This is a genomic window from Euzebyales bacterium (assembly GCA_036374135.1).
GTDB lineage: Bacteria > Actinomycetota > Nitriliruptoria > Euzebyales > JAHELV01 > JAHELV01.
The window spans coordinates 46,225-68,085 of the sequence record DASUUK010000003.1 but is presented as its reverse complement, the minus strand read 5'-3'; the positions used below and the strand labels follow the sequence as shown (position 1 = coordinate 68,085).

Genomic DNA, 21,861 nt, shown 5'->3' with positions numbered 1-21,861 from the left:
ATACGGCCTGTCTGCTGCCACGCGCGTGCATCAACCGCACGTCCGGGTACCGTCCGCCTCATGGCGACCACAGGACGCACCGCGGGGCGGCCGCCCGCCCGCGACCTCGCAGCCGTGTTCGGCCTGGGGATCGCCGGGACGTTGATCCCGGTCGTCGGCTGGGTGATCGGCGTCTGGCTCGTCGTGCGCGGGTCGTCCTGGTCGCCGTCCGAGAAGCTGATCGGCATCGTCGGCCCGATCGTCGGCATGCTGCTGATCGTGGCGGTGGTGGCGGGGGCTGCGGGTGTGGACCTGGGTGTGTCGGTCGCGCTCGCCGTGCCGTTGACGCTGAGCATCGCCAGCGCGGTCGGCGCGGTCTACCTCGCGGCGCGGCTGGTCGCGCACAAGCGCGCCACCGAGGTCGCCGGACGGTGATGCCGCCGTGACGCGGATCGACGGGCGCGGTGTGGTCCGGGTCGGGACCAGCGGCTGGCAGTACGACGACTGGCGCGGACGGTTCTATGCCGACGATGCCCCGAAGCGGTCGTGGTTCTCCCACTACGCCGCGCACTTCCCGACCGTCGAGATCAACGCGACGTTCTACCGGCTGCCGCGGACCTCGACGGTCGAGCGCTGGCACGACGCGGCGCCTGACCGGTTCCGCTACGCGGTCAAGGGCAGCCGGTACCTGACCCACAACCGGAAGCTGAACGAGCCGGCCGGTCCGATCGCGACGATCAGCGAGCGCATGGCGCCGCTCAGGTCCTTCCATGGCGTGTGGCTGTGGCAGCTGCCGCCGAACCTGCACGTCGACGTCGACCGTCTCACGACCTTCCTGGCCGCGCTGCCGGGCGGGCCCGGGCACGCCGTCGAGTTCCGGCACCGGTCGTGGTACGTCGACGAGGTGGCAGACGTCCTGCAGGCGCACGGCGTCGCGTGGGTGTGGCTGTCGGACGGCCAACTGCCCGACGACGCCCCGGTGACGGCGCCGTTCGTGTACCTGCGTCTGCACGGGCTCGACGACGACCCGGACCAGCGCTACCGGTGGGACTACACCCCGGCGGAGCTTGCGCCGTGGGTCGACCGGCTGCGCGCGACGGCCGCCGATGGCCGTGACGGCTGGGCATTCTTCAACAACGACCACGCGGCCAACGCGCCGCGCAACGCCCGGTTGCTCATCGAGATGCTCGGCGACGCGGCTATCCCATGGGGGTGAACACGAGGTCGACGGGCCGGCGGACGCGTCCGGTGCCTGGGCGCCGGGCGCGAGTCAGACGCGACCGCGCCACACGCCGACGGGCGTGAACTCCAACGGGACGTCGACCAGGATCAACTCGGTCGTCTCCTGCGCCGCCAGCTGCAGGTGCTCCGGGCCGGCGATCTTGACCGCATCGCCGGTCTTGACCGTCTCGTCGTTGAGCGTCGCCGCGCCGTCGATCACGTACAGGTAGCCCCCACGGCCGTCGCCGATCCCGTGATCGACGCCGGCGCCCTGCTCGAGTCGGGCCACGAGCGCCCGCGCGTCCTGGTGCAGGTCGAGGCCGGGCTCTCCTTCGGGGCCCATGATCTGCAGCCAGCGGTTGGTGCGATCCTCGACGGTGAACTGACGCTGTTGCACGGCGTCGGCCAGCCCTTCCTGCGACGGCAGGATCCAGAACTGGATGAACCGCAGCGGGTGCTCGGCGGAGCCGTTGCGCTCCGAGTGCAGGGCGCCACGGCTCGAGAACGTCATGACCTGCGCCGCGCCCGGCTCGAACACGCCACCGTTGCCGAGCGAGTCGGCGTGGGCGAAGGCCCCGTCCACCACGTAGGTCAGCGACTCGATGTCGCGGTGCGGATGCATCGGCCACTCCGAGCCGGCGACGATGGCGTCGTCGTTGAACACCCGCAGCGCGCCGACGCCCATCTGCGCCGGATCGTGGTAGTGATCGAAGCTGAAGTGCCACCGGGCGGTGAACCATCCACCGTCGGTCTGGAAGATCTCGTCGGCCCGTCGGATCGTGAGCATCGCATCCTCCCTGATGGGACGCGTCCGACAGTACGGCGCCGAGCCCGGCCCGGCACGTCGCCGGCCTGGGCACGGTCACGTCCGGCATCAGCCTCCGGTCGCGGGGCGTTCGCTCGCGAGGCGGTCGAACGGCTCACCGAGGACGTCGACGAGCTCGGCATAGCGCCGGTGTGCGGCGGCGTAGGCGTCCCGGTCGTCTGGTTGGTGGGTCGACGCCACGGTCACCATGTCGGTCGCGACATCGAGGTCGTCGACGAGGCCCAGCGCGGCCATGCCGAGGATCGCCGCGCCGAACGCGGTCGCCTCAGTGACCGCGGGCACCTCGATCGGCACGTCGAGGACCCCGGCGACGATCCGCAGCCACACCGGCGAGCGCGTGAAGCCGCCGGTCGCGCGCAGCCGCCGCAACGGGTACCCGCCGTCCGCCAACGCGTCGGCGACGAGGCGGAGCTGGTGGGCGACACCTTCCATGCCGGCCCGCACCAGGTGCCCGCGCCCGTGACCGAGCCGCAGACCGAACACGACGCCCGACGGCGTCGACGACCACTGCGGCGCGCGTTCGCCGGTGAGGTAGGGCAGCACCGTCACACCGTGGCTGGCGGGTGGCACCTCGGAGGCGAGCTCCGAGAGCGCCGCGTCGTCGAGGTCGCCCACGAGGCCCGCGTCGCGCAGCCACCGCAGCCACAACCCGCCGTTGCTGATCGCGCCACCCACCACCCACCGGTGGTCGGCGAGTGCGTAGCAGTACGTGCGCATGCGCGGGTCGGTGTGCGGCGTGCCGACGACCGTGCGCACCGCACCGCTGGTGCCGATCGTGACCGCGCCGACGCCGTTACCGACCGCGGCGACGCCGAGGTTGGCGAGCACACCGTCCGTGGCCCCGGCGACCACCGGGGTGCCGCGTGGCAGGCCCGTGCGCTCCGCGACATCGGCGGTCAGCGCGTCGAGCAGGTGGTCGGTGGGGACCACCGGTGCCAGGTGGTCGGCGTCGGTGTGCGCCAGCGACAGCGCCTCGGCGTCCCACGCCTCGTCCTTCAGCGCGTACAGCCCGGTCGCCGACGCACTGGAGCGATCGATGACCAGGACGCCCGTCAGCGCGTCGAGCACGAGCTCCTTGGCCGTCACCCACGTGCGGACATCGGCCGCGAGCGCGGCGCGCTCCTCGTGGTACCAGCGCAGCTTGGCCAGCGGCGCCATCGGGTGCAGCGGGGTGCCGGTGCGCCGGTACACGTCGAGGTGCCCCGCGCGCAGAGCGGCCGCCTGGGCATGCGCGCGGGTATCGCCCCAGGTGACCAGCGGCGTGACGGGTCGACGGTCGCGGTCCAGCCCGATCACCCCGTGCATCGCGGTGCTGACGCTGATGCCGGCGACGTCCAGGTTCTTCTGTCGGGCGGTCGCGACGGCTTGGGTCAACGCCTCGATCGTTGCGTCGACGACTGCGCCGGGATCCTGCTCGGCCTCGCCACCCGACGACCGCAGCGGATGCCGCTGCCGCGCGACGCCCAGCTCATGTCCGTCGGCGTCGTACAGACCGGCCTTGACGGCGGTCGTGCCGACGTCGAGACCGATGACGGTACGGGTCACAGCCGCTGCCGCGGCGGTACGGTCACCGGCCGCCGGCCTCGGACTGCACCGCGTTGATCGCCAGGATCACGGCGGTGGCGACGGGGATGATCCACTGGACGACGCGGAGCCGGCGCATGGCTCGCGCCACGTCGTCGGGGGTGTCGGAGATCGGCGTGACGGCGGTCGCCGCCGGGACGTCGCCTTGGGCGACCACCTGCTGGCCGGAACGTCCCGACTCGATCGTGGCGCCGACAGCGACGGCGGTCGCCAGCAGGCGCACGGCCGCCAGCGGCGTACCGAGGCCGATCAGCGGTGCCGTGCGGCCCCACCGCATCCGGCCATGGACACCGGCGGCGTGCGCCCCGATCGCCACGCCCGTCATGGGTGCCCAACGGAACCAGCCCGCGTTGGCGACCCGCAGGCGCTGGGTGGGCTCGTCGACCTCCCGGGTCGCGGCGTTGAGTCCGATCGCGCCCATCGCGGCACCGCCGAACCACGCGGCGGCGCCGAGGTCGTGTGCGACGCGTGACGCGGTCGCCAGGATCCTCGTGCGACGTCGCACGGGCCGACGCGTGACCGCGATCGGACGGGGTAGTGAACGCGTGTGCCTACGGATCATCGGAGCCGCAACGCTAGCAGCGGCCCGCCGGCACGGCGGTCGACCCACGCCAAGGTCGCGCGCTGGCTGGGCGGTCTGTTCGTCACGAGCCTGCGCTACCTGTTCATGCGGGTGCCGTCGTACCGGCGTGATCGCTTCGCTGAGGAGGAGCGCGACCTCCCCGACTTCGACCGCGACCTGCCCGGCGATCCGGACACGGTCCAGCGGGTGCGCGACGGCCTCGGATCGCTGTATCACCGGCACTTCTGGATCGACTTCACCGACGCCGAGAAGGGCCCGAAGGATCTGATCGCCGCCCTCGCATCGGATCTGAATGCCGCGGCCCCCGGCGAGGTGTCGCGCTTCGAGACGGGCGACGACGAGGCCGCGCGGTCGCTGCAGGTGGGCAGCGAGCTCGTGGTCCGCCTGCCGGGCCCCTGGGACGGGCCGGTGCGGGTCATCGACCGCACACCGTGCAGCTTCCGCTTCGTCACGCTCGACGGGCACATGGAGGCGGGCGAGATCGAGTTCAGCGCCGGGACCACCGGGCGAGGTCACGTCCGCTTCTCGATCGAGACCTGGGCGCGCAGCGGTGACCGCTCGTTCCGGCTGCTGTACGACGCGCTGCCAGTGGCGCGAGAGGCGCAGGCGTTCATGTGGGCGCATTTCTGTGCGCGGATGCCCAGACTGGCCGGCGGGATCGTGATGAGCAACGTGGCGGTCAACACGGAACGTCACGAGACAGGCACGTGGCTCGGACCCGACGGCGATCGCCCCGTGCACCAGACCGCACCAGTCTCGGCCAGGGCACGCCGCACGCTGTTCGAGCTGTCGGGCCGCGGCTACAACTTCGACCCGGCCGAGCACGACGTGCGCACGCCGGAGGCCGGGTGGAACCTCGACGATTACCGGGTGGAGCTGCCGAGCGAGCCGCCGGGGCCGCCGGTGGACGGCGGACCGTGGGAGATCGCGCGCCGGGCATGCGAGCGGTACGAGTTCGCCGATCCCGACCTGGTGCGCGCGGTGTGGTTCGACGACGTGCCACTGTCCGAGCGCGAGATGCTGCTGGAGGGCCGGTTCCTGTTCCTGCGCTTCCCGCTGGGCCTGCGGGTCGGCGAGGTCCTGGACGTCACCGGGGCCGTCGACGGTCGCCCGGCGCGCCGGTGGGGTTGGAACTACCGGACCCTGGCGGGGCACCTCGAGCGTGGCCAGATGGACTTCGAGATCCGCAAGTGGCTCGACACCGGGCAGGTCGAGTTCCGGATGCACGTGTACTCGCAGCGCGCGCACATCGACAACCCGCTCGTCCGCCTCGGGATGTGGGTGTTCGGCCGTCCGTTGCAGCTGCGCTTCGCGCGGAACGCCACCCAGCGCATGCGGGATCTCGTGACTCGCGATCAGGGCGCGATCGGGCCGGTGCTGAGGGAATAGTGACGCATGGCACATCGTTCACATCAAATGAGGCCGCGCTGGGTAGACTGGTCGTTGTCGCGGGCACATCGGTGCGGATGCTGAGTTCGCGGCAGGGGAGCAGCCGAACGGTGCACGACTGGCGCGTCGCGATGAGCGGCACGTCCTCAAGGCGGAGTCTGGCCGGTCGACCGGGGTTCGACGCGGCGAGGCTGCGGCCGATGCGGTGACGCGTGGCGTCCACGCCGCGCACTGTGGCACGACGACCTGTCGTGCGGACCCGCGGCAGCTCGTCGACAGGCAGATGTGCAGGTGCGGTCCGGGGCGCGGTACGCGCCGCGGACGGAGCACGAAACGAGAGAGCTATCAGCACGAACACCCTGATGCAAGCAGTGAGCCCGCAGCAGACGAAGGCCTGGGCACAGGCCCACCTCGACGGCGTCGCGTCGGACGAGCACGTCTCGTTCCTGGAGCAGAACACCGAAGCGTGGATCATCGCGCTGCGCGAGCTCCGTGGCGACGTGCAGGCGACGATCGACCGCGTCGCCGAGCAGGTGACCGGTCCTGAGCGCGGCCTGGTGCTGGACGACTTCGCCGATGAGCTGCAGCGGGTGGAGCGTATGCTCACCGAGCTGACCGGCGAGGAGCTGTCGCAACCCGAGCGGGACGACCGCCGCGAGATCGACGACGACACCGCCGACGACACCGACGACGTGCCGCTCGTGTCGGGCGTCGCGCAGCTGCAGCTGTCGTGGCACCGCGACCGGATCGTGGCGTGGGCCGCCGGCCACCGCGCCACGCCCGAGCCCGCCGACCAGGTGCTCGAACGCCTCACGTCCGCCGGGGCCTCCGCGGACCGCTGGGAGCCCGCAGACGACATCACGCTTCCGGACGGCTCGACCGCGGCCGCGGTCTCCGCGCCGGTCAGCACCAGCCTCGGCTGGTTGGTGTCGCTCGGCGCCGATTCCGACGACGACCGCGGAACCAGCATGACCTGGATGGGGCTCGCAGCCGCGCTGGCCGTGCGGCTTGTCGCGCAGGGCCGGGCCGTCCCGCAGCTGAACAAGGTCGGCGACGCGCCCGGCAACCGTTCCTACTTCTCGGTCAACTGGGAACCGGCACTCATCGACCACGACGAGATCTCCGAGCTGACGAGCACCATGCCGGGGACCGTCGCGGTGCTCGAGCGTCAGCGCGACGCTCGCGCGGTGACCCAGACCGTGGTCGCGGGCTTCGTCGACGCCATCTGCCGCGACGGCGCCGGGCGCGTCGAGGTGCCGTCGCCACCGCCGCAGCCGCGCAACGCGTCCGACGTCGCGGAGACGCTGCTGTGCAACCTCGACGGTGATCGGTTCGAGGCGCCGCACCAGCACGGCATCGAGATCGCCAAGGGCCTGCGGACCTGGGCCCTGGGCGCCACAGGCGCGTTGAAGGTCTCACTGACGGTCAAGCTCGATCCCCCCGACGACGGTGGGGCGTGGCTGCTGCGCACGCTGACCGACGACAACGGCCGGTCGGACGCGACGGTCGAGGCGGCCATGTCACGCGCCAGCCACAACCGCAAGGAGGCGCTCAAGCGCGAGCTCGAGCGTCTCGAGCGTCTGTACGAGCCGCTGATGCGCAGCCGCGACGCCCGTCGTGGCCAGGTGGTGCTCAGCCAGGACGAGGCCTGGGACCTGATGGCCGACATCGGGCCGATGCTTGCCGCGGCCGGGTTCGACGTCCAGGTGCCGCCGCTGGCCCGCCGCAAGGCGACGCCGTCACTGCGTGTGACATCTGTCGAGGCCGAGACGGCGGTCGGCGCGCAGCAGCTGACCAGCGTCCGCTGGTCGGCGGTGTTCGACGACGTCGAGCTGACGGCGGACGACATCCGGCGCCTGGCGTCCGAGTCGCGGCCGATGGTCCGGTCGCACGGACAGTGGGTGGAGGTCGACCACGCCGACCTCGAGGCTGCCGCGGAGGCACTCGCGGAGCGGGCGAACCGTACGAAGCTGACGGGTGCGGACATGCTCCGCTACGCCCTGGGGCTCGACGGGACGGCGCTCGGCCGCGCGGTGTCGGTGTCGGGCGAGGGCTGGGCGGCGGATCTGCTCCGCAGTGCCGCCGAGATCCCCGAGCACCCGCCGACGCGGCCTTCAGGGTTCAACGGCGAGCTGCGTGGCTATCAGGGGAACGCTCTCGCGTGGCTGGAGTTCCTCGACAACGCCGGCCTCGGTGGCTGTCTCGCGCTCGACATGGGTCTGGGCAAGACCCCGACCGTGCTGGCGCACCTGTGGCGGCACCGCGACCGGGGTCCGTCCCTCGTCATCGCGCCGAGCGCGGTGGTGGGCAACTGGGCGCGGGAGGCCGACCGGTTCGTGCCAGGGCTGCGGACGGTCATCCACCACGGCACCGGACGTACCGACGCCGCCGACATCGCCGAGGAGATCACCGGCGCCGACGTGCTGGTGACCACGTACGGCACCGCCGTCCGCGACATCGAAGGCCTGACCGACGTCAGGTGGAACAAGGTCGTCCTCGACGAGGCGCAGGTCATCAAGAACCCGCTCAGCGTGACGGCGCAGGCGCTGCGCGGGCTCGAGGCCGGCAACCGCATCGTGCTCACGGGCACGCCCATCGAGAACGGCCTGGGCGATCTGTGGGCGCTGATGGACTTCGTCAACCCCGGTCTGGTGGGCGACCGTGCGACGTTCGTGTCGCAGATGCACCAGGCGGGCGTCGCCGGGACGACGGCCGAGTCCGCCCTGCGAACCCTCAACGGCGTCCTCGTGTTCCGGCGCACCAAGGCCGAGCCGGTCATCGCTGCGGAGCTGCCCGACCGCATCGACAAGCTCAACCACTGCCCGATGACGGCCGAGCAGGTCGGCCTGTACCAGGCCGTGCTCGACGAGTTGGTCGCCGAGCAGGCCGGCGACGAGCTCGGCAATCGTCCAAAGGGGGCGGTGCTCGCGGCGATCACTGCGCTCAAGCAGATCTGCAACCACCCGGAGGCCTACACGGGCGACGGTGGCCCGCTCGCCGGTCGGTCCGGCAAGCTCGCACGCCTGGAGGAGATCACCGACGACGTGTTCGAGGCCGGCGAGCGGATGCTGGTGTTCACCCACTTCGCAACCTGGGGTGAGCAGCTGGCTCGGCACCTGAGCGACCGCACGGGCGTGCCGATCGCGTGCTACCACGGTGGGCTGACGCGCACCGCCCGTGACGCCATGATCCGCGAGTTCCAGGAGGGCACGGGACCAGGCGCGCTGGTGCTGTCGCTGAAGGCCGGCGGCACCGGGCTGAACCTGACGTCGGCGAGTCACGTGGTGCTCTACGACCGGTGGTGGAACCCGGCCGTCGAGGACCAGGCCCGCGACCGCGCGTGGCGCATCGGCCAGGACAAGACGGTCATCGCACACCGCCTGGTGTGCCCGGGCACGGTCGACGAGCGCGTCGAGGAGGTCGTCGCCGGCAAGCGGCGGATCGCCGACCTGGCGCTGCCCAAGTCGAGCTCGGTCGACGACCTCGACAGCGACCAGCTGCGGCGCGCCCTGGGCATCGACACGGATGCGCTGTTGACCGACGAGTACGCCGACGCCGAACCGATCGGCGTGGGAGGGCGCACATCATGAGTGCCTCAAGTAGCGACAGCGGTAGGCACACATCATGACTCGGAGCAGGAGCCGCCGACGACGGAACCGTTCGGGCGGACAGCGCAACCGCAACCGCCAGCAGCGCATGGACGTCAGCTTCTGGGGCGGCTCGTCCGTGCTGCCCGACTCGCACGGCGACGTTCGCATGACGACCGACCCGGCCGCGGTGCCACGGTCGCTGGGGCCGCCGCCGCTGCCCGGCCACGAGATGGCGGCCGAGCACTACTTCGCGGCCGTCTACGATCGCGCGGTGACCACGGCGGGTGCGCTGGCGGCGGCCGGTGGACTGATCGATCCCGAGACGCTGGCCAGCGAGCTCGGTCAGTGACACCGGGCCGGGGAACGCGGAGGCCACCCCGGCAGAACGACTCCACGCGCACGCGCCACCGCGATGTCCGACATCTGCGGAGCGTGCTCGCCGCCAAGTCGCCGCTCGTCGGACAGACTGGTCGTGACGACGGACGGCGCTGGCGGCTGCCGGTGACAGGAGCGCGCGACGTGGAGCAGACGGGTACACAGGGCACGACGTCACGGGTCGCCGGCGCCACGCTTCCTGGCGTCGTGCTGGTCGGTCTGGCCGCCGCGCTGTGGGGCACCGACGGGTTGTTCCGTCAGGGGCTCGCGCTGGAGCTCGCGCCATCGGTGGTGGTCGCCTGGGAGCACGCGATCGTCGTGCTGCTGCTGATCCCGGTGCTCGGCCGGACCTCGCGGACGTGGCGGACCCTGCCGTCCCGGGATCGCGTCGCCGTGGCTGTGATCGGCATCGGCGCCTCGGCGGTCGCGACGATGCTGTTCACGGCCGCCTTCCGGTTCGGCGACCCGGTCACGCCGCTGCTGCTGCAGAAGCTGCAGCCGCTGATCGCCGTCGCCGGCGCACACGTCCTGTTGGGGGAACGGTTGACGCCGCGCTACTGGCTGTTCCTGGTCGGCGGGCTGGGCGGGGCGTGGCTCATCACGTTCGCCGATCCCGCCGGGATCACTGCGCCGGCCGCCGCTGCAGGTGCGCTGGCGGTCGGTGCCGCCACGCTGTGGGGTCTCGGGACGGTCCTCGGCCGTGGTCTGGCGACCGGCATCCCCTTCGTGGAGCTGACGGCCATGCGGTTCGTGTTCGGCCTGCCCGCGGCAGCGGTCATCGCCGTGTGGACCGGCGGTCCCGCGGCGCTGGTCGTCGGCTCCGACCAGCTGGGACCGTTGCTGTTGCTCGCCCTCATCCCCGGGCTCGCCGCGCTGCTGCTGTACTACCGCGGCCTGCGGACGACACCGGCGTCGGCCGCGACGATCGCCGAGCTCACGTTCCCGGTGACGGCCATCACGCTCGGCGCGGTCGTGTTCGGTTCGACGTTGACGCCCACACAGTGGCTCGGCGCCGGTGTCCTGGTCGCCACGATCACGGTCCTGGCGCTGCGCGCGCGACGGGGCAACCGCGGGGTCGGCATCGTGCAGCGCCACGACCCCCTGGTCGGGGGCGTCCCCGCGCCCGCGAACCGGCCGGCGTGAGCTGACCCGACCGCGGCGTCGGCCAGCATCGGCGGCGTCCGTGGCGACGTCCGTCGGAGCGGAGCGCGATCACCGAGTCATCCCGACGTGGACCTTCAGGCGTCGCGCGGGCCTCGGCCAGGCGTACCCACGCGTCGGCCGTGGGAGGTGAACTGATCTGGGGGCGCCACGCGCGGTAACCGTCCCCGTCGACACCGGTCGAGAACGCGATCGCCGGGACGCCGGTGATCCATCCCTCGATGGCGGCGCCGACGGTGCCCGACGACAGCGGGAACGCCGACCCGTGGTTGAGACCCAGGTTGATGCCCGACACCAGCACGTCCGGCCGTTCGTCGCACACCTGATGCACACCGAGCTGGGTCGCGTCGGCCGGGTAGCCGGTGCACGTCGTGATGGGCACGTCGCCGCGCCGGGTCGTGGCCAGCGCGACCTCACCGGTGCGCGACAGCGCCTTGCCGATCCACGACCGCTGGCGGTCCGGCACGACCACGGTGACGTCGCCCCTGCCGGCCAGCGTGCGGGCGAGCGGCACGAGCGCCGGAGAGTCCACGCCGTCGTCGTTGGTCAGCAGCATGCGGCGCATCGTGCGGTGCTCCGTTCCCCTCGGGGGACCCGGGCGGCCAGTCTGGCACCCGGCACCGGTCGGCCGTGGCGACCGGCCGCGTCAGTCGTTACGCAACGGTTACCCGGTCGCGAACCGGCTGCGAACCTGCCGTCCCATCCTCTACCTGACGGCATCGGACCCCCGGCGGACCGGTGCGACACCTGGATCGCGGCGCGTGCGATCCATCGACGCGGAGGGCGATCATGACCATCACGACATCGGCGGCGGCACCGGGCGTCGACCCACGCCGTCGCGGCGGACGCGGCGCACTCGTGTGGCTCGCGATCCTGACGCTGCTGACCGTGCTGGTCCCGGTCGGCTCGGCCAGGGCGTCGGACCACACCGTGCGCGTCAACGTGTACTTCACGCCGTCGGGCAGCGAGTGCGACGTGCTGGCGCGGTTCAGCCGCACCGTTGAGGCACCTGCGGTCCTGACCGGCGCGATGGAGGAGTTGTTGAAGGGACCGACCGAGGAGGAGGCGGCGAGCCGACCTCTGGCCACAGCGTTCTCGTCGGAGACGGCGGGCATGCTGCGGTCGGTCAGCCTGCGCGATGGGACCGCGCGCATCGACTTCGGCGACCTGCGCGAGGTGATACCCAACGCGTCGACGGCATGCGGATCGACCAGCCTGCTGTCGCAGCTCAACGCGACCGCCACGCAGTTCCCGACCGTCGACACCGCCCGCTACTCGATCAATGGCAGCGAGGCGACGTTCTACGAGTGGCTCGGTCGTGGCGTGCCTGTCGTCGCACCCGTCGGTGGCACGCGATCGGCGTTGACCAACCGGTCGATGGTCCGGCGCACGAGCGGTGCCGAGGCGACGCTGCGCACCATCCGCGCCGCGCGCCATGACGGCTACGACCGCATGGTGTTCGAGTTCGACGGCGGACGCCCCGCCTACACCATCCGCTACGCCGCCGTGGCGCGGCAGGGTGGCAGCGGCCGGCCGATCGCCACCAATGCCAACACTGCGCTGCAGATCGATCTGCAGGCCCGCACCATCGACCTCGACGAGATCGGCTTCCCCCGGTTGTTCAGCCCGGCGTCGTTGACCCCGAAGCTGCCGACACTGCGCACCGTGCGCTACGGCGGGCAGTTCGAGGGCCAGTCGACCTTCGGTGCCGGCCTGCGTGGCCGGACCGGCTTCCGGGTGATCGAGCTCGCCGGCCCGACGCGGATCGTCATCGACGTCAAGCATGGCGCACGGGTCCGCACGCTGCGACGCGGCATGCGTGGCGCCGACGTTCGCGACTGGAAGGTGCAGCTGAACACGGTCCAGCACGGTCACTTCGCCAGCAGCGCCAGGCCGCCCCAGCGCCCGCTGCCGATCGACGGCTACTTCGGCTACAACGCGCGCCGCGCGACCCGGGTGCTCCAACGCGCCGAGGGTGTGCGGGTCACCGGTACCGTGAACGCGGCGACCCGTGGCGCGATGCGTGGGGCGTTGCACCGGTCGTCGCGCATCTCGCCCTGAGCTGCACGTGCCTGCACCGGTGGGAGAGCCGTGCCCGGCCACTGCGGTGGCCGGGCACCGGCCCGCTCCCGCGTCCGGGGAGGCACCACCGACCAGCGGCGGCGAAGCTGCAATGATGCAGCCCGTGGCCGACATCCTGCTCGTCGAAGACGACCCCTCGACAAGCGAGGCGGTCGCCCTCGCGCTGTCCAGCTACGGACACCGCGTCGGCACGGCCGCCACGGGTGATGCGGCGATCGAGCAGTGGCGGCAGCGGCGCCCCGACCTGGTGCTGCTCGACGTGATGCTGCCGGGTCGCGACGGCCTGGAGGTCTGCCGCGAGATCCGCCGCACCGACCGTGTGCCGATCATCATGCTGACCGCCCGCAGCGACCCGATCGACGTCGTGCTCGGCCTCGAGTCAGGCGCGGACGACTACGTGACGAAGCCGTTCGAGATGCGGGTGCTGCTCGCGCGCATCAAGGCGGTGCTACGGCGGGGCGCCGGTGCGCCGGACGAGGGCGTGCGCCGGTTCGACGACGTCACGATCGATCCGACGGGCATGGTCGTCGAGAAGGCAGGCGAGGAGGTCCACCTCACGCCGACCGAGCTGCGCCTGCTGCTCGAGCTGTCGGCCCGCCCCGGGCAGGTGTTCACGCGGCAACTGCTGCTCGAACGGGTGTGGGAGTACGAGTACCTCGGGGACTCGCGTCTGGTCGACGTCTGCGTCCAGCGCCTGCGCGCGAAGATCGAGCCGGATCCGGCCGAGCCCACACTGATCCAGACGGTCCGGGGCGTCGGCTACAAGCTGGTGACGCCCCGGTGAGCAGACGTCCGCTGGGTCTGCGCGCCCGGCTGACCCTGACCTTCGCGATGGTCTCCGCGCTGGTCGCTGTCGCCGTCGCCGGCATCTCATTCGCGATCGTGCGAGGCGACACGTGGCGGTCGAACATCGAGCAGGCGTCACGCGAGGCGCGCGTCCACCTGGAGGACGCGGCCGCCACGCTCCCGCTCGAGCCGACGGCGCCACAGCTGCGCCGGTTCCTCACGCAGGTCAGGGCACGCAGCACCGCCGAGGTGGTCGCCACGCTGGGCGACAGGACGCTCACGACCGCGCCACGGTTCACGGCGGCGCAGGTGCCCGACGTCGTGCGTGGACCGGTCGCCAACGGCCGCGTCGTGGCGCAGCGGACGACCGCTGGCGGTGAGCCGGTCATCGTGGTCGGCGGCGCGGTGGTGCCCACCGGGCCGGAGCTGTACCTGTTCTTCCCGCAGCAGCGGACCGGCCAGGACCTGTCGCGTCTGGCCGCGGTGCTCGCCGCGACCAGCGGCGCGCTCGTCGTCGTGTCGGCCGCGGTCGGTGCGGCCGCCGCGTCCGGTCTGCTGCGTCCCATCGCGCGCACCCGGGCGGCCGTGCGTTCGGTCGCCGCGGGTGACCTCGACGCGCGCCTGGAGGTCGAGGGCGACGACGAGCTGGCCGAGCTCGCCCGCGCGTTCAACGCGATGACGGCGGCACTGCGCCGCAACATCGGCGAGCTGCGGGAGCTGGAGGCCGGGCAGCGCCGCTTCGTCTCGGACGTCTCACACGAGCTGCGGACGCCGCTGACGGCGCTCACGACCGCGTGCGAGGTGCTGGAGGCCAACACCGACGGCCTCACCGACGCCGGACGTCGCGCGGCACGGCTGGTCGTGGTCGAGAGCCGGCGGCTCGCCGCGCTGGTCGAGGACCTCATGGAGATCTCGCGCATGGATGCCGGGGCGGCGGAGGTGACCCTGGAACGGGTCGACGTGACGCGGGGGATCGCCGGCGCGTTGCGCTCGCGGGGGTGGGACGGCGACGTCCAGGTCCGCGGCGACGACGACGGCGTCACCGTGCTGATGGATGCGCGTCGTCTGGATGCGATCATCGGCAACCTCGTCGGCAACGCTCGGACGTACGGGGGCCCGCCGGTCGTCGTGACCGTCCGGTCGTCCGGCGACGACGTGTGCGTCGACGTGACCGACCACGGTGACGGCATCGCGCCGCATCACCTGCAGCGCATCTTCGAGCGCTTCTACAAGGTCGACCGGTCGCGCAGTGCGGGGGGCACGGGGCTCGGGCTGGCGATCGCCCGGGAGAACGCGCGGTTGCACGGCGGCGAGCTGACGGTGGTCAGCCAGCAGGGCGACGGGACCACGTTCACCCTCCGCCTGCCCCGTCGCGCGGCGGCGTGATCCATAGGTTCCACCCACCCGAGTGGGGTTCACCGACCGGACGCGTGGCGGAGTGGCGATGGCGTTCTCGAGCGTCTCAGTCGCGCTCCACTCCCTGCGGCTGCGGCGGTTCGACGGCTGACACGACGTCCGCCGGCTCGGGTTCGCACTGATGGCACTCGAGCTCCAGCGTGGTGTGGGCGATCGCGAAGCGCTCGGCAAGTTGGTCCTTGAGGATGTCGCCGTGGGCCTGGGCCTGGTGCAGGCTCGGACGACCCTCCAGCACGACGTGTGCCGACAGCGCCGTGGTCTCCGACGTCAGATGCCACAGGTGGATGTGATGCACCGATGCCACGCCCGCTGCCATCCCCAGCCACTGCTCCACCTCGGCGGCGTCGATCGAGTCGGGGGCGCCCTCGAGCAGCACGTGGGTGGTGTCGCGCAGCAGCCCCCAGGAGGTCCGGATCACCAACAGCCCGATGATGATCGACGCGGCCGGGTCGACCCAGTTCGCGCCGAAGGCGATCACGGCGACCGCGGCCACGATGACGCCGACCGATCCCGCCGCGTCGGCCAGCATGTGGGTGTAGGCGCCGCGCATGTTCAGGCTGCGACCGGACGCGCGCGCCAGCATGACGGCGCTGCCGACGTTGACGGCCAGACCCAGCACGGCGACGATCAGCACGCCGGTGCCGGCGACGTCCGGTGGATCCCCGATGCGACGGGCGCCCTCGAACAGGATCCAGCCGGCGGTGGCCAGCAGCAGCACGCCGTTGGCCTGCGCTCCCAGCACCTCGGCCCGCTGCATGCCGTACGTGTGCCGCACGGACGCCGGGCGGTCGACCAGGCGTTGCGCGACGAGCGCGATCGCCAGACCGGCCGCGTCCGACAGCATGTGGGCCGCGTCGGCCAGCAGTGCCAGCGAGCTGAACACCAGACCGCCGACGAGCTCGGCGACCATGAAGCCGCCGTTGAGCACCAGCGCGATCCACAGCGCACGGTCACGGCGCCGTGACAGATCCCGGTCCGCGGTCCGCCGAGGAACCTCGTGGTACCTACCCACGGTCATGCGTCACGTGGTCGATCGCGGTCGCCAGCAGGGTCCGGACGTGCCCGTCCCGGAGCGAGTAGTGCACGTGGCGACCCACCCGTCGGGCACGGACGACGGTGTGGGCGCGCAACAGCCGCAGAGCGTGCGACGTCGCCGACTCGCTCAGCCCACTGACCACGGCCAGGTCTGTCACGCAGAGCTCGTCGCTGCTGAGCAGCGCGGCGAGCAGCCGCAGCCGGCCGGGATCGCCCAGCAGCGCGAAGACGTCGGCCAGACGGCCGATCTGATCGTCGTCGGGTTGGTCGCGCAGCACGGCCGCGACCAGTTCGTGGTCGGTGCCCGGCGGTGGCCGGAGCGTGGCGTGCTGCTGCATGACATCGCCACCAGATCGTATGAACAGATCCTCACATGTTAGCGGCTGTTGGCGCATCCTCGGGCCCGTGCCCGCGGCCGCGCACGCCCGGCGATGTCAGACTGCCGTGGTCGTATGGCGACCCACTCGTTCCTCCCCCCGCCGACGTCGTCGGTGCCCGACGACGTCGTCCGGCGTGCCCGGCTGTCCGTGGCGGTGCTGTTCTGCGTCAACGGCCTGATCATCGCCAACGTCGTGCCGTGGCTTCCGGCCATCAAGAGCGAGCTGGATCTCACCAACACCGCATTCGGCGTCGGGTGGGCCGCCGGACCGCTGGGTGGGCTGGCGCTCGGCGCCGCCGCGGGCGCACTGACCGCCCGCTTCGGATCGGGGCGGACGGCGACCGTGTGTGCGGTGCTCGGTACGGCGACGATGCCGTTGGTGGCCGTGGCACCGACCTGGCTGGCATTCGCGGGCTCGCTGTTCGCGATGGGCGCGGCCGACGCGGTGACCGACGCCGCGATGAACGCACATGCGCTGCGGGTCCAGCGGCGCTACGGCCGCAGCATCATCAACAGCTTCCACGCGCTGTGGAGCGCGGGCGCCGTGGCCGGCGGCCTGATCGGTGCCACGGCGGTCGGGCTCGACGTCCCGCGGGTCGCTCACCTGACCGGTGTCGCGCTCCTGCTCACCGTCGTGCTGCTGGTGTCGGCACGCTGGCAGCTGCCCGGCCACGAGGAGACGGAGCGGACGGCGCAGACCGGGGCGTCGCCGAACCCGGTCGCCGGTCCGCCGCCGGAACCCGAGCCCGCCGCCGACGGACACGGGGGCCGGGGCGTGCTCCAGGCGCTGCGCACCGCGCCCTGGCTGCTGCTCGGGTTGGCCGCGCTGCCCACCATGGGTGGCGCGGTCGAGGACTCGGCCGCGTCCTGGGCCGCCGTGCACCTGCGCGAGACGCTCGGGGCCGGACCCTTCGTGGCCGGCCTCGGCTTCGTCGCCGCACAGACGCTGATGGTCGTGGGTCGCGTGACCGGCGACCGGTTCGTCGACCGTTTCGGCGCGGCGCGCGTGGCCCGGACCGGCTCTCTGCTGGCCGCCGTCGGCATGCTCGCAGCTGCGGCGGGACCGGTGCCGGCCGTCGTGATCGCTGGTTTCGGACTGGCCGGTCTGGGTGTGGCGACACTGTTCCCGCTGGGGTTCGCCGCCGCCGGCGACATCCCCGGCGTCCGCAGTGCGGACGGCATCGCGATCGCGTCGTGGATCGCCAGGTTGAGCTTCCTGATCGTGCCGCCGCTCATCGGCGTCGTCGCCGACGATGCGGGCCTGCGGTGGGGGCTCGGCCTGGTTCTGCTCTGCGCGCTGGCCGCTGCCGCACTGTCGGGGCTGCTGCCGGGCCGCCGCGACTGAGCCACCCACCACGTTCGCTGGGCCGCCCAGTGGGAACGACTTCCAAACAGCGCCCAACCGTTCGGCCGATCGGACCTGTCATGAACCTGCAGTCACTTCTCAACGACGCCACCTGCCACATCCTTCTCGTCGTCATGGACGGACTCGGTGGATACGCCGACGCGCAGTTCGACAGCGAGCTCGAGCAGGCCGAGTCCCCCAACCTCGACCGGCTGGCCGCCGAGGGCATCGTCGGTCTCACCCTGCCGACGGGCCCCGGCATCACCGCGGGCTCCGGTCCCGGTCACCTCGCTCTGTTCGGTTACGACCCGACCGAGTACGAGCTCGGCCGCGGCGTGCTGTCGGCCACCGGCGTCGAGTTCGACCTGCAGCCCGGCGACATCGCCGCGCGCGGCAACCTGTGCCTGCTCGACGACGACGGCAACGTCACGGACCGCCGTGCGGGGCGCATCGCCGACGACAAGGCGCAGGCACTGACCGATGTGCTCAACGACGAGGTCAGAGTCGATGGCGTCGAGGTGACGTTCCGGCACATCTCGTCGCACCGGGTGCTGTGCGTGGTCCGCGGGGACGGGCTCGACCACCGCATCGCCGACCTCGACCCCCAGAAGACCGGCGTACCGCCGAAGGATCCTGCGCCGCTCGACCCCGCTGCCGAACACACCGCGGACGTGCTGCGCAACGTCGACAGCGCGATCCGCGACGCGCTCGCCGATCAGGACGGGGCCGACGCGTTGCTGCTGCGAGGGTTCGACACGCACCACGATCTTCCGAGCTTCGCTGACCGCTACAGGCTGCGCGCCGCGACTGTCGCGATCTACCCGATGTACCGCGGTGTCGCCAAGCTGTGCGGCATGGACACGCTGCCCAAGCCCTCCGGCCTCGACGGGCAGGTGGAGTCGCTCCGCGAGCACTGGAACGACTACGACTACTTCTTCATGCACCACAAGAAGACCGACGAGGCCGGCCACGACGGCAAGCGCGACGAGAAGGTCGCGGCCATCGAGGAGCTCGACGCCATCGTCCCCGACCTGGTCGCCCTCCAGCCCGACGTGATCGCGGTCACCGGTGACCACTCGTCGCCCACGCAGCTGTCGGGACACTCCTGGCACCCGGTGCCGACGCTGCTGTGGGGTCCTCACGTCGGACGCGACGACGTGGCGAGCTTCGGGGAGCGCGCGTGCGCCGGCGGGCTGCTGGGTCAGCGTCCGACGATGGACCTCATGCCGATCATGCTGGCCAGCGCCGGCAAGCTCGAGAAGTACGGCGCGTGACGCGGTGACGTCGGCGACGGGCCTTCCGGTCCCGCCGACGTGCGCGACGCGGAGGGGGTCGCATGGCACTGCCCGAACTGCAACGACCGCGCAAGCTGCGCGACGGCGACCAGGTGCGTGTGATCGCCCCCTCGCGCAGTCGCGGCATCATCGGACGCGCAGGGCACGACGCGACCAACGACCGCCTGCGGTCGCTCGGGCTCGAGATCACCTTCGGTGCGCGCGTCGACGAACATGACGCGTTCGACTCCTCGGCCGTGTCCTCCCGGATCGCGGACCTGCACGACGCCTTCGCCGACCCCGACGTCGCCGGGATCCTCACGGTCATCGGCGGCTTCAACAGCAACCAGTTGCTCGAGCACCTCGACTGGGACCTGATCGGTGCCAACCCGAAGGTCTTCTGCGGCTACAGCGACATCACGGCGTTGAACCACGCGCTGCTGGCCCACACCGGGATGCTCACCTACTCAGGTCCGCACTGGTCGAGCTTCGGGATGCGTGATCACTTCGCGGACACGTTCGACTGGTTCCGTCGCACCGTGTTCGCGCCGGGTGCCGGCGGCCACGACGGCCCGCTCGCGCTGTGGCCGGCGGCGGAGTGGACCGACGACGCCTGGTTCCTCGACCAGGATGACCGCCATCCGCAGCGCAACGACGGCTGGTGGTCGCTCGGTGGTGACGGCGTGGTGACCGGTCGCATCATCGGCGCGAACCTGGCGACGCTGTCATTGCTGCCCGGCACGCCGCACATGCCGGACCTCGAGGCGTGCGTGCTGGTCCTCGAGGACGACTTCGAGTCGCAGCCACACCACTTCGACCGTCTGCTCCACGCGCTGCTGCAGCACCTCGCGCACGTGGGTACGCAGGTGCGCGGCGTCGTCATCGGCCGCTTCCAGCGCGACAGCCACATGACCCGCGAACTGCTGACCCGCATCACCGACATCCCGGCGCTGCGTGGGCTGCCGATCGTGGCCAACGCCGACTACGGCCACACGTCGCCGATGTTCACCCTTCCCATCGGCGGTGAGATCGAGGTGCGCGTCGACGGCGACGACATCGGACTGCGCCTGCTCACCTACTGACCCGGCAGGCGCGGCCGCGCGCCGGGTCAGTAGATCCCCGACGTCAGTCGATCTGGCCGCGGATCTCTCCGCCCGGCGAGCTCAGCGTGTGGACGTTCACGTAGATCTCACCGGCGCGCATCGCCTCGATCAGCGCGTCGAGGCCGGCACCCGCGAGGTCGCCCACGAGATCGTCAGCCGTGATCGTCCCGGTCGCCAACGTGCCCTGCGTGCGTCCTGGGATGAGCTGCGGTGGCGGTCCATCCGGATACAGCCACACGACGATACCGCCGTTGGCGCCAGCCTCACCCAGGTGCAGATGGGCCATCAGCACGTCGGAGATGTTCGCCACGTTGAGCCGGTAGGAGATCGCGTCACCGTCGTCGTCGACCTGGAAGATCGCCTGTCCCTGGGCGTCGGTATCGACGGCAGGCACCTCTTCGGCGCCGGTCAGGTGGGTCGTGAAGTTCTCCGGTGCGGCGCTGGCCGGTGAGGCGATGCCAGCCAGGGTCATCATCATCACCAGGACGAGCAGTCTGATCCGTCGCATCGCGTGCCCCTCGTTCGCGTACCGATGTGCGCCGCTCCCGCCGGACGGGAGCCCGAGGGGCGGCGCCGTTGTGTGGAAGACTACGCACAGAGTGACGCCGCAGTTCAAATCGATCTGGCGCCGTCACAGCCCGTCCCGGCCGGCCACGGCGCCGCACCGGTCCCGGGCGGTCCGGTATCGTGCGGTGTGATGGATGCGTTCTCCGCCTCGGCCATGACGCACATGTTCGTCGTCGCCGACGCGCAGGCCGGTCGGGACTGGTACGTGAACGTGCTCGACGCGACGGTGTACGGAGAGTACGGCGGCACGTCGGTGGTGCTCGACCTGCTCGGCAACTGGTTGCTGCTCGTCACGGGTGCGGGACCGACGCCGGACAAGCCGGGCGTGACGTTCGCACCACCGGCGGACCCGGACCGCGTGAGTGCGGAGCTGATCTTCCGCGTCACCGACTGTCGCGCGACGTACGAGCTGCTACACGGCCGCGGCGCGGACTTCCTGACCGAACCGGTCGATCGCGGCGGCGAGATCCGCGCGTTCTTCCGCGACCCCGACGGCCACCTGCTGGAGATCAGCGAACTGACCTGAGCACCCGGGGCGCCCGGTCGCCGGTGTGGGCGCAACCCGGGGTGCTGTGCTCAGCTCGGCGGTGGTGGCGGAAACCTCCCCACGGCGTTCACAGGTCCTCCACATCTGCTGGCGACCATTGCCTCACACAACGACGAGGGACCACCGGTCCCGAGAGGAGGCAACGATGGGACGCAGTGGATTCGCACCCGTGGCGCTGGTCGGCTTCGGAGCGTTCGTGCTCGGTGCGATGATGTTCGGTGGCGCGGCGACCGCGGGAGCGGCGTCGGTCGGCGCCGCGGTCATGTGGCCGTTCTTCATGCTGCTCAAGCTGGCGTTCTTCTTCCTGCTGTTCGGGTTCATCGCCCGGGCGTTCTGGGGGAGGGGCTCCGGCCGGCACGGTCACCACCACGGCCCGCACCGCGGGAACGGCCCCGGCCGGCACGGCTGGTCCGGCGATCCCTGGGCGCCGCCGTGGTCGGACGGTCCCCGGGGACGTGACACGGGCGACAGTGACGACCGCGACGAGGTCCGCGACCCGCGCGCATGGTTCGAGCAGCGCGCGGAGGACTGGCACCTCAAGGCCCACGCACGCATGGACATCGACCGTGAGGTCCCCGACCCCACGCGCGACGACACCGACAACCGCGACGTCATCTGA

At 71.7% G+C, this 21,861-nt stretch carries 21 protein-coding genes; 14 read left to right on the top strand and 7 right to left on the bottom strand.

Annotation, left to right across the window (positions count from 1 at the left end; genetic code table 11):
- Positions 1-60: 60 nt before the first annotated feature.
- Together VFZ70_00570 and VFZ70_00565 are read left to right on the top strand one after the other, a co-directional pair.
- On the top strand, positions 61-414 hold the full coding sequence (locus VFZ70_00570; GenBank protein ID HEX6254279.1) for a hypothetical protein: 354 nt from the start codon (positions 61-63) through the stop codon (positions 412-414).
- A 7-nt stretch (positions 415-421) separates the two neighbouring features.
- The gene (locus VFZ70_00565) at positions 422-1,195 is read left to right on the top strand and encodes a DUF72 domain-containing protein (protein ID HEX6254278.1); all 774 of its coding nucleotides are present in this window, start codon (positions 422-424) and stop codon (positions 1,193-1,195) included.
- Between the two features lie 54 nt (positions 1,196-1,249).
- Here VFZ70_00565 and VFZ70_00560 read toward each other — a convergent pair whose 3' ends face one another.
- The 3 genes from VFZ70_00560 to VFZ70_00550 form a co-directional block, all read right to left on the bottom strand.
- On the bottom strand, positions 1,250-1,987 hold the full coding sequence (locus VFZ70_00560; protein ID HEX6254277.1) for a pirin family protein: 738 nt from the start codon (positions 1,985-1,987) through the stop codon (positions 1,250-1,252).
- Between the two features lie 87 nt (positions 1,988-2,074).
- Positions 2,075-3,571, bottom strand: coding sequence for a gluconokinase (locus VFZ70_00555; protein ID HEX6254276.1), 1,497 nt, complete (start codon positions 3,569-3,571; stop codon positions 2,075-2,077).
- A 22-nt stretch (positions 3,572-3,593) separates the two neighbouring features.
- The gene (locus VFZ70_00550) at positions 3,594-4,115 is read right to left on the bottom strand and encodes a hypothetical protein (protein HEX6254275.1); all 522 of its coding nucleotides are present in this window, start codon (positions 4,113-4,115) and stop codon (positions 3,594-3,596) included.
- Positions 4,116-4,157: 42 nt separating this feature from the next.
- On the opposite strand from VFZ70_00550, the gene VFZ70_00545 reads away from it, so the two are divergent.
- The 4 genes from VFZ70_00545 to VFZ70_00530 all read left to right on the top strand — a co-directional run bounded on the left by VFZ70_00545 (position 4,158) and on the right by VFZ70_00530 (position 10,690).
- The gene (locus tag VFZ70_00545; GenBank protein HEX6254274.1) at positions 4,158-5,582 is read left to right on the top strand and encodes a DUF1990 family protein; all 1,425 of its coding nucleotides are present in this window, start codon (positions 4,158-4,160) and stop codon (positions 5,580-5,582) included.
- A 362-nt stretch (positions 5,583-5,944) separates the two neighbouring features.
- Positions 5,945-9,172 (top strand): DEAD/DEAH box helicase, encoded by a 3,228-nt coding sequence (locus VFZ70_00540; GenBank protein HEX6254273.1) that lies wholly within the window; start codon positions 5,945-5,947, stop codon positions 9,170-9,172.
- Positions 9,173-9,206: 34 nt separating this feature from the next.
- A complete protein-coding gene (locus VFZ70_00535; protein HEX6254272.1) occupies positions 9,207-9,521 on the top strand; it encodes a hypothetical protein in 315 nt (104 codons plus the stop codon).
- A 170-nt stretch (positions 9,522-9,691) separates the two neighbouring features.
- Positions 9,692-10,690, top strand: a complete 999-nt coding sequence (locus VFZ70_00530; GenBank protein HEX6254271.1) for a DMT family transporter — start codon at positions 9,692-9,694, stop codon at positions 10,688-10,690.
- Here VFZ70_00530 and VFZ70_00525 read toward each other — a convergent pair.
- On the bottom strand, positions 10,581-11,264 hold the full coding sequence (locus tag VFZ70_00525; GenBank protein HEX6254270.1) for a 5'/3'-nucleotidase SurE: 684 nt from the start codon (positions 11,262-11,264) through the stop codon (positions 10,581-10,583). The genes VFZ70_00530 and VFZ70_00525 overlap by 110 nt on opposite strands.
- 233 nt (positions 11,265-11,497) lie before the next feature.
- Here VFZ70_00525 and VFZ70_00520 point away from each other — a divergent pair, with 233 nt between their 5' ends.
- From VFZ70_00520 to VFZ70_00510, 3 genes are all read left to right on the top strand, one after another.
- Entirely contained in the window at positions 11,498-12,769 is a 1,272-nt protein-coding gene (locus VFZ70_00520; protein HEX6254269.1) for a GerMN domain-containing protein, read from the top strand.
- 124 nt (positions 12,770-12,893) lie between these two features.
- Positions 12,894-13,574: a response regulator transcription factor gene (locus tag VFZ70_00515; protein HEX6254268.1), complete on the top strand. Its 681-nt coding sequence runs from the start codon at positions 12,894-12,896 to the stop codon at positions 13,572-13,574.
- On the top strand, positions 13,571-14,962 hold the full coding sequence (locus tag VFZ70_00510; GenBank protein ID HEX6254267.1) for a HAMP domain-containing sensor histidine kinase: 1,392 nt from the start codon (positions 13,571-13,573) through the stop codon (positions 14,960-14,962). Before VFZ70_00515 ends, VFZ70_00510 begins: the two co-directional genes overlap by 4 nt.
- Positions 14,963-15,038: 76 nt before the next feature.
- Here the strand turns inward: VFZ70_00510 and VFZ70_00505 are convergent, their stop codons facing one another.
- On the bottom strand, positions 15,039-16,010 hold the full coding sequence (locus VFZ70_00505) for a cation diffusion facilitator family transporter (GenBank protein HEX6254266.1): 972 nt from the start codon (positions 16,008-16,010) through the stop codon (positions 15,039-15,041).
- The gene (locus VFZ70_00500) at positions 15,997-16,365 is read right to left on the bottom strand and encodes a metalloregulator ArsR/SmtB family transcription factor (protein ID HEX6254265.1); all 369 of its coding nucleotides are present in this window, start codon (positions 16,363-16,365) and stop codon (positions 15,997-15,999) included. The genes VFZ70_00505 and VFZ70_00500 overlap by 14 nt, the downstream gene beginning before the upstream one ends.
- A gap of 114 nt (positions 16,366-16,479) precedes the next feature.
- Here VFZ70_00500 and VFZ70_00495 point away from each other — a divergent pair, with 114 nt between their 5' ends.
- From VFZ70_00495 to VFZ70_00485, 3 genes are all read left to right on the top strand, one after another.
- Positions 16,480-17,751: an MFS transporter gene (locus VFZ70_00495; GenBank protein HEX6254264.1), complete on the top strand. Its 1,272-nt coding sequence runs from the start codon at positions 16,480-16,482 to the stop codon at positions 17,749-17,751.
- An 80-nt stretch (positions 17,752-17,831) separates the two neighbouring features.
- On the top strand, positions 17,832-19,025 hold the full coding sequence (locus tag VFZ70_00490; GenBank protein ID HEX6254263.1) for a 2,3-bisphosphoglycerate-independent phosphoglycerate mutase: 1,194 nt from the start codon (positions 17,832-17,834) through the stop codon (positions 19,023-19,025).
- A 62-nt stretch (positions 19,026-19,087) separates the two neighbouring features.
- Positions 19,088-20,107 carry a S66 peptidase family protein gene (locus VFZ70_00485; protein HEX6254262.1) on the top strand — a complete coding sequence of 340 codons (1,020 nt, stop codon included), beginning with the start codon at positions 19,088-19,090 and terminating at the stop codon, positions 20,105-20,107.
- A 43-nt stretch (positions 20,108-20,150) separates the two neighbouring features.
- On the opposite strand, the gene VFZ70_00480 is transcribed toward VFZ70_00485, so the two are convergent.
- Entirely contained in the window at positions 20,151-20,636 is a 486-nt protein-coding gene (locus VFZ70_00480) for a CHRD domain-containing protein (protein ID HEX6254261.1), read from the bottom strand.
- Positions 20,637-20,825: 189 nt separating this feature from the next.
- Between VFZ70_00480 and VFZ70_00475 the strand changes: the two genes are divergently transcribed.
- Together VFZ70_00475 and VFZ70_00470 are read left to right on the top strand one after the other, a co-directional pair.
- Entirely contained in the window at positions 20,826-21,221 is a 396-nt protein-coding gene (locus tag VFZ70_00475) for a VOC family protein (GenBank protein HEX6254260.1), read from the top strand.
- 166 nt (positions 21,222-21,387) lie between these two features.
- Positions 21,388-21,861, top strand: a complete 474-nt coding sequence (locus VFZ70_00470) for a hypothetical protein (protein HEX6254259.1) — start codon at positions 21,388-21,390, stop codon at positions 21,859-21,861.